The following is a 7,057-nucleotide window of genomic DNA, read 5'->3' as shown; positions in this document are numbered from 1 at the left end:
TCCGGAGCTACCGGGACGAGGGGCGCAGTTGCGTCTCTACGACAGCGCCGATCGGCAGGTCCGTCCGGTGGCGGCCGGTGACAAGGCCACCATGTACGTCTGCGGCATCACCCCCTACGACGCCACCCACCTCGGCCATGCGGCGACGTACCTGACGTTCGATCTGGTCTACCGGTCGTGGCTTGACTCCGGTCATCACGTGCACTATGTGCAGAACATCACCGACGTGGACGACCCGCTGTTAGAGCGGGCCGCGCGCGACGGCGTGGACTGGCGCGACCTCGGTGCCACGCAGATCCAGCTGTTCCGGGAGGACATGGCTGCGCTCCGGGTACTCCCACCGCACGACTACGTGGCGGCCACCGACGCCATCGCCGAAGTGGTCGAACTGGTCGAGAAGCTGCTGGCTTCGGGGGCTGCCTACGTGGTGGAGGACCCGCAGTACCCCGACGTGTACTTCCGCGCCGACGCCACCGTGCAATTCGGCTACGAATCGGGCTACGACCGCGACACCATGTTGCGACTGTTCGGCGAGCGCGGCGGCGACCCCGACCGGTCTGGCAAGGGCGACGAGCTGGACGCGCTGCTCTGGCGTGTCGAGCGGCCGGGGGAACCCAGCTGGCCCTCACCGTTCGGACCGGGTCGACCCGGTTGGCACGTCGAATGCGCGGCGATCGCGCTGGACCGCATCGGCACCGGCCTCGACGTCCAGGGCGGCGGCAGTGACCTGATCTTCCCGCACCACGAGTTCTCCGCCGCACACGCCGAGTCAGCGACGGGGGAGCGGAGATTCGCGCGGCACTACGTGCACTCCGGGATGATCGGCTGGGACGGCCACAAGATGAGCAAGAGTCGCGGAAACCTGGTGTTGGTATCGCGACTGCGCGCCGACGGTGTCGAGCCGCCGGCCATCCGGCTCGGACTGCTGGCCGGACACTACCGAACGGATCGGTCCTGGACCGACGACGTGCTGTCCGAGGCGCAGACTCGGCTGGCTCGGTGGCGCGCGGCGACCGTGCTGCCGACGGGGCCCGATGCCACGGATGTGATCGCCCGCGTCCGCAGGCATCTGGCCGACGATCTCGATACTCCCAAAGCGCTTGCTGCGCTTGATGGTTGGAGCACCGACGCGCTGGAGTACGGCGGTGGGGACGTCGAGGCGCCCCGCCACGTCGCGGCCGCCATTGATGCCCTGTTGGGTGTGGACCTGTAGAACAGCCAGGCCTGCCCCCGGCGCAGCGCGCTGCGGTACGTTTCGCGCATGAGTTCTGTGAGCGGGAAGGTCGTCTTCATCACCGGCGGCGCGGCAGGCGTCGGTGCCGAGGTGGCGCGTCGGCTACACGGCAGGGGTGCGAAGCTGGTGCTCACCGACGTCGACGAGGACGCGCTCGCCAAGCAGGCCACTGCGCTGGGCGCAGACCGGGTGCTGACCGTCGGCGCCGACGTGCGCGACCTCGTCGCCATGCAGGCCGCGGCCGCTGCGGCCGTGCAGCGGTTCGGCGACATCGACGTCGTCGTGGCCAACGCGGGGATCGCGTCGTACGGGTCGGTGTTGCAGGTCGACCCTGAGGCGTTCAAGCGCGTCCTCGACATCAACGTGCTAGGGGTCTTTCACACGGTGCGCGCCACGCTGCCGTCGGTCATCGAGCGGCGCGGATACGTGTTGGTGGTCTCGTCGCTGGCCGCGTACGCGGCCTCGCCTGGACTGGCGGCCTACAACGCCTCGAAGGCGGCGGTCGAACACTTCGCCAACGCCCTGCGACTGGAAGTGGCTCACCGGGGTGTCGAGGTGGGCTCGGCCCACATGTCCTGGATTGACACTGCGATGGTGCGTGACTCCAAGGCAGATCTGTCTACGTTCGGCGAGCTTGTCGGCAAGCTGCCAGGGCCGCTGAAGAAGACCACGTCGGTGGCTGAGTGCGGCAAGGCGTTCGTTACGGGCATCGAAGGACGAAGGCGGCAGGTCAACTGTCCACGGTGGGTCGGTGCCGTCCGGTGGCTCAAGCCGGTGCTTGCCACGCCCGTCGGCTCGGCGCCCGTGCTGAAGATCGTTCCGGATCTCCTGCCGCGGATGGACGCCGAGGTGGCGGCGCTGGGCCGCTCCACGAGCGCTCACACCGAAGCGTTGGAGAAGTGATCCGGCACTCGGTCACCCCTGAGCAGGCGAGAGCCATCGCGAAGGACAGGAGCTGCGGACCAGGTTGGCCACCATCGGGATCGGCCCGGACGGCACGTTCGACGCCGTCGAGCTGAGCCCGCAGATGCGCAATGCGATCGAAGGCGGCATGGCCGACGCGTGGGGTGAGCTGGAAGCGCTCAAGAGGGACCAGATCGACACCGGCAAGGTCGGCTCGGCTCATTCTTCGGCACCGCAGACGATCTCAAGGGCAACTACCTCTACCGCATGGCGGGTGCGACGTTCGGCATCTACGGCAACACCGCCGCCGAGGCACTCTATCCCGCGACGGCGTTCGACTCGGCCGGGCAGGCCCTGACCGGAGCGGACCGGTACACCTACCACTTCGCCTCAGGCCAGCTGCCGCCCGTGAACGCCTTCTGGTCGCTGACCATGTACGAGTTGCCGAAAAGCCTGTTGGTGGCCAACCCGATGAACAGCTACCTGATCAACTCTCCGATGGAGTCCTGCCTGGTCAAGGATCCCGACGGCGGAATCACCCTGCACCTGCAGAACGAGTCACCGGGCGGCGACGAGGAGGCCAACTGGCTGCCCGCCCCCAAGGGCCCATTCCAGGTGGTGCTCCGCCTCTACTGGCCCAAGCCCGACGCGCTCAACGGCACGTGGCAGGCGCCGAAGCCCGAGAAGGTGTAGGCACCGGCGCCATTTGGAACGTCGACGGCGGCTACACCGTCTAGCGATCACAGGTTGACGGGGTCCGATGGATGCACCGTCTTCGTGGTGTCCTTCAGATCGGCTTTGAATTGCATTGCGCGATAAGGCTATCCGGTTTCGGTGTGCCACTGGGAGCTATCAAACCGATACCGCCCTTGACGTCGAAGCGCGAGCCGGGCAGCACGTAGCCGCCGTAGAGCTGAGCGAGCGCCTTGCCATCCGGCGAAACGTCAACTCGCCACACTTCTCGCCATGGGGAGTGATCGGCGTGGCCCGCTTCCCCCACCCCAGCGGTGGCCGTCCCAGCCCCAACTCGAATAGTGCCAGAGTTGGTGTGCGAAGTCGGGATCGGAACCACCGGCCCGTTCGTAGACGATTTCGTGGTCGGCGTCACCGATGCCGATCAGCACGACGGGTGAATGCCTTTCGCCGTCACCGACCCTGCGTCCCGAGAACGTGTCGCCGAACACCGACACCAGCTTTCCGTTCGGCGCCACCACGGACGCCCCGAGATCGGTGGACGTGACTCCCCAGCAGTCGGTGAGGCCAGGGCCCTTGAGGTCGACCACCTTGCCGTCGAGCAGAGGGATGCGATCCCGTTCGGTCCCTCCCCACCCCTGCCCGGTGCGTCCACCCATCGAAGCATCGGTTGTCGGCATCTTCGTCTCCTCGGTACCGGGCACGGCGCCCCCGGTATCGCGGGTGTTTCGCCTCCCGGGCATCGACAGCTCGCTGCTGTAGCGTGGGCCTTCAGTTCAGCGCGAACTCCAGCGGTCGCGTGGCGATCACCACCACGAGATGCGGACGGCGGAACATGGCAAGACCACTCACTGACCTCGAGCTCCTCCACGAACTGGAACCAGTCGCGGAGGCCGGGCTCAACCAGCATCTCGCCACCACGAAGAACTGGAATCCGCACGATTACGTGCCGTGGTCGGCAGGCACCGACTACGGCCCGCTGGGCGGACGCGAATGGGACGTCGAGCAGTCCGGGCTCTCCGAGCTGGCCAGAGTGGCGATGATCACCAACCTCCTCACCGAGGACAACCTGCCGTCCTATCACCGGGCCATCGCCGAGCACTTCACCTTGGACGACGCCTGGGGTGCGTGGGTGAACCGCTGGACGGTGGAGGAGAACCGGCACGGCATGGCCCTGCGCGACTACCTGGTCGTGACGAGGGCCGTGGATCCGGCCGAGTTGGAACGAGCCAGGATGCAACAGGTGACCGCCGGGTTCAGCCCAGGTCAGCAGGGGCAGGGGTCGGTCGGCCCCGAGTCGATGCTGGATGCGCTCGTCTATGTGACGTTCCAGGAGCTGGCGACCCGTGTCTCACACCGCAACACCGGTAAGGCCTGCGGTGATCCGATCGCCGACCAGTTGCTCAAGCGCGTGTCGGCCGACGAGAACCTGCACATGATCTTCTACCGCGGTGTCAGCGCCGCCGCCCTCGACGTTGTACCTGATCAGGCGATTCACGCGATCTGCCGCATCCTGTCGAGCTTTCAGATGCCCGGCTTCGCGATCCCCAACTTCCGCCGCAACGCCGTGAAGATCGCCGTCGGCGGCATCTACGACCTCCGGCAGCATCTCGACGAGGTGATTCTGCCGGTCGTACGGTACTGGCGGATCTTCGAGCGCAACGATTTCACCGGCGAAGGCCTCCAGTTGCGCGACGACCTCGCGGTGTTCATCGCGCACATGGAAGCCGCGTCAGCCAAGTTCGAGGATTCGAAGGCCCGCTATCTGGAACGCGAAGAACGCAAGGCGGAGCGGGACGCCTCCAGGTCATTGGTGCTGTGATCCTTACGAGCCGCGGAAGCCTGGACCGCGACGCCGCAGATAGCGTTCGAACTCAGCGGCCAGCGCGTCCCCGTCGATCTTGCCGAGTGCCTCGGTCATGTCCACCTCGGCGTCTCCCCGCTCCTCGAGGGTCTGCACGTACTCGGCGATCTCGTCGTCCTCGGCGGTCATCTCGGTGACCGCCTGTTCCCACTCCTCGGCCTGGATGGGCAGGTCGGAAAGCGGAACCTCGATGTCGAGGACATCCTCGACGCGACGCAGCAACGCCACCGTCGCCTTCGGATTCGGCGGCTGCGACACGTAGTGCGGGACCGCGGCCCAGAACGTCACCGCCGGGATTCCCGCGGCCACGCAGGCATCCTGAAAGACTCCGGCGATACCGGTCGGGCCCTCGTAGCGAGTCTCCTCGAGGCCGAAGTGCTTGGCAGATTCGGGTGAGTACGCCGCGCCCGAAACCGGTACGGGCCGCGTATGCGGCGTGTCGGCGAGCAGTGCGCCCAAGATCACCACGGTGTCGACGTTGAGTTTCTCGGCGATCGTCAGCAATTCCGCGCAGAACGTCCGCCACCGCATGTTGGGCTCCACGCCGTGCATCAGCACGATGTCCCGGTCGCTTCCAGGTGGGCGGCAGTGGGAGATGCGCATCGAGGGCCACACCAGTTCGCGCGTCACGCCGTCGATCTGGCGGATGACCGGCCGGTTCACCTGGTAGTCGTAGTACGCCTCGTCGTCGATCTCCACGATCGTCTCGGCCTCCCAGATGACGTCGAGATGCTCGAGCGCGTCGCTCGCCGCATCACCGGCGTCGTTCCAACCCTCGAAGGCGGCGACGATGATGGTGTCCTGCAAGTCGGGCAGGTCTGTCACCAGGCCAGCGTAAGCCCTGTCCGGCACCCGCGAGGGCCATCGCCTGGCGGGGTCGGGATACGTGAATGCTGCAAACCAACCCACATACGACACCGATCTGCTCGACGCCCTGTCGCGGCGCGTCATGGCCGGAGACGGTGCTTCAACGACCTCGAGGGCTGCAACGAGATCCTCAACGAGACTCGCCCCGGCCTCATCGAAAATCCACCGCGTGCATCTCGAGGCAGTCGCCGACGCGGTCGAGACGAAATACGTTCGGCTGCAATCTGGTTAACTTTGGTGACTACGACATTGCCGACGAGATCCGCGAGGGGTCTGTCGCAACGACGAGCTGGGTGTCCAGACGTCGACGGAATGACGACGTAGACTTTTCTGGTCGAGAGGCGTTGCAACGGGTCCGGGTCACTCCCGGTATCCGCCACGCTCGGCAGAGTTAAGGACGCCTTCCGCCATGGAAGGAACCTATGTGAACGCCTGGGAGCCGAACATCCGCCCCGACTGCACCGACGAACTGACGGCAGCTCTGCGCCAGCGGATCATGGTGATCGACGGCGCGATGGGCACGGCGATCCAGCGGGACCCGCCGGACGAGGCCGGCTACCGCGGCGAGCGGTTCATGGAGTGGCCGACCGCTCTTCAGGGCAACAACGACCTGCTCACCCTGACCCAGCCGCAGATCATCGACGGGATCCACCGCGAGTACCTCGAGGCGGGCGCCGACATCCTGGAGACCAACACGTTCAACGCGAACGCGGTCTCGCTCTCCGACTACGACATGGCGGAACACAGCTACGAACTGAACTACGCCGGCGCTGCCCTGGCGCGGGCGGCCTGCGACGAGTTCAGCACCCCGGAGAAGCCCCGCTACGTCGCGGGCGCCCTCGGGCCGACGACGCGAACAGCGTCGATCTCGCCGGACGTCAACGATCCCGGAGCCCGCAACGTCTCTTACGACCAGCTGGTCAGCGCCTACCTCGAAGCTGCCAACGGCCTGGTCGACGGTGGTGCCGACCTCCTCATCATCGAGACGATCTTCGATTCGCTGAACTCCAAGGCGGCGGTGTTCGCCGTCGAGACGCTGTTCGAGGAGCGCGGACGCCGCTGGCCGGTGATCATCTCGGGCACCATCACCGATGCTTCGGGGCGGACGTTGTCCGGTCAGGTCACCGAAGCATTCTGGAATGCGATCAGGCACGCGAAGCCGATCGCGGTCGGCCTCAACTGCGCCCTTGGCGCGCCGGAGATGAGACCCTACATCGCCGAGATGGCGCGGATCGCCGACACCTTCGTCTCGTGCTACCCGAACGCCGGCCTGCCCAACGCCTTCGGCGAGTACGACGAGTCCCCGGAGCGTCAGGCCGGCTACATCGCCGAGTTCGCCGAGGCCGGCCTGGTCAACCTGGTCGGTGGTTGCTGCGGAACGACGCCGGCGCACATCGCCGAGATCGCCAAGGTCGTCGAGGGCGTGCCGCAGCGCGAGCTGCCGGAGATCACGGTGGCCACCCGGCTCTCGGGCCTTGAGCCGCTCAACATCACCG

General features: G+C 66.6%; 5 protein-coding genes and 3 pseudogenes. 6 read left to right on the top strand and 2 right to left on the bottom strand.

Annotation, left to right across the window (positions count from 1 at the left end):
- The 3 genes and pseudogenes from mshC to QOI01_RS13405 form a co-directional block, all read left to right on the top strand.
- On the top strand, nt 1-1,213 hold a 1,213-nt coding region (gene mshC / locus QOI01_RS13415; RefSeq protein ID WP_526381639.1), incomplete at its 5' end, for a cysteine--1-D-myo-inosityl 2-amino-2-deoxy-alpha-D-glucopyranoside ligase.
- A gap of 48 nt (nt 1,214-1,261) precedes the next feature.
- Nucleotides 1,262-2,137, top strand: a complete 876-nt coding sequence (locus tag QOI01_RS13410) for an SDR family NAD(P)-dependent oxidoreductase (RefSeq protein ID WP_526381637.1) — start codon at nt 1,262-1,264, stop codon at nt 2,135-2,137.
- A 46-nt stretch (nt 2,138-2,183) separates the two neighbouring features.
- A pseudogene (locus tag QOI01_RS13405) lies at nt 2,184-2,830 on the top strand (DUF1214 domain-containing protein); the annotation flags it as partial.
- Between the two features lie 47 nt (nt 2,831-2,877).
- Here QOI01_RS13405 and QOI01_RS13400 read toward each other — a convergent pair.
- Nucleotides 2,878-3,489, bottom strand: a pseudogene (locus QOI01_RS13400) (DUF4185 domain-containing protein).
- 176 nt (nt 3,490-3,665) lie between these two features.
- Here QOI01_RS13400 and QOI01_RS13395 point away from each other — a divergent pair.
- Nucleotides 3,666-4,652 (top strand): acyl-ACP desaturase, encoded by a 987-nt coding sequence (locus QOI01_RS13395; RefSeq protein WP_526381635.1) that lies wholly within the window; start codon nt 3,666-3,668, stop codon nt 4,650-4,652.
- A gap of 3 nt (nt 4,653-4,655) precedes the next feature.
- On the opposite strand, the gene QOI01_RS13390 is transcribed toward QOI01_RS13395, so the two are convergent.
- Nucleotides 4,656-5,522 carry a PAC2 family protein gene (locus tag QOI01_RS13390; protein ID WP_526381641.1) on the bottom strand — a complete coding sequence of 289 codons (867 nt, stop codon included), beginning with the start codon at nt 5,520-5,522 and terminating at the stop codon, nt 4,656-4,658.
- Between the two features lie 58 nt (nt 5,523-5,580).
- Between QOI01_RS13390 and QOI01_RS13385 the strand changes: the two are divergent.
- Both QOI01_RS13385 and QOI01_RS13380 read left to right on the top strand, forming a co-directional pair.
- Nucleotides 5,581-5,884: pseudogene (locus tag QOI01_RS13385) on the top strand (homocysteine S-methyltransferase family protein); the annotation flags it as partial.
- Nucleotides 5,885-5,970: 86 nt separating this feature from the next.
- On the top strand, nt 5,971-7,057 hold a 1,087-nt coding region (locus tag QOI01_RS13380), incomplete at its 3' end, for a homocysteine S-methyltransferase family protein (protein WP_526381633.1).

Origin of the sequence: Mycobacterium sp. (assembly GCF_032162605.1) — a bacterium.
Taxonomy (GTDB): Bacteria; Actinomycetota; Actinomycetes; order Mycobacteriales; family Mycobacteriaceae; genus Mycobacterium.
This window is presented reverse-complemented; position numbering and strand designations above follow the sequence as displayed.